General features: G+C 72.2%; 1 protein-coding gene. It reads right to left on the bottom strand.

The window, feature by feature from the left end; all coding sequences use genetic code 11:
- A partial coding sequence (locus tag R0J92_RS22105) for an IS66 family transposase (RefSeq protein WP_411053230.1) occupies positions 1-334 on the bottom strand: 334 nt, incomplete at both ends.

A 334-nucleotide genomic window follows, 5' to 3' on the forward strand; every position in this document is an offset into this window, starting at 1 on the left:
CGTCGATCCAGGTCCGCATGGCCTCCACCAGGGGACGGCTGCGCTCGGCTCGAATGGCTTGGCGTTCCCCCGCCGCCTGGCCGCGGATCTCGCTCTCGATGCGGTAGAGCTCGGCGATCCGGCGCAAGGCCTCCTCGGCCACCGGCGAGCCCTGCTTCACATGGAGATCGCAGAACTTGCGCCGCAGGTGGCTCCAGCAGAAGGCGAGCGTGATCGGCAGCGGCGCGGCGGTGCCGGGGGGGCAGGTGAGGGCGCGCGCGGGGAGGAGGGGCTCGATCAGGTAGGCGCGGGGAGCGTCGCCTGCGACGGTGGTGGTAGGGGGATGAAGGTAGCG

This window comes from Tritonibacter sp. SIMBA_163 (assembly GCF_046535935.1).
Taxonomy (GTDB): Bacteria; Pseudomonadota; Alphaproteobacteria; order Rhodobacterales; family Rhodobacteraceae; genus Epibacterium; species Epibacterium scottomollicae.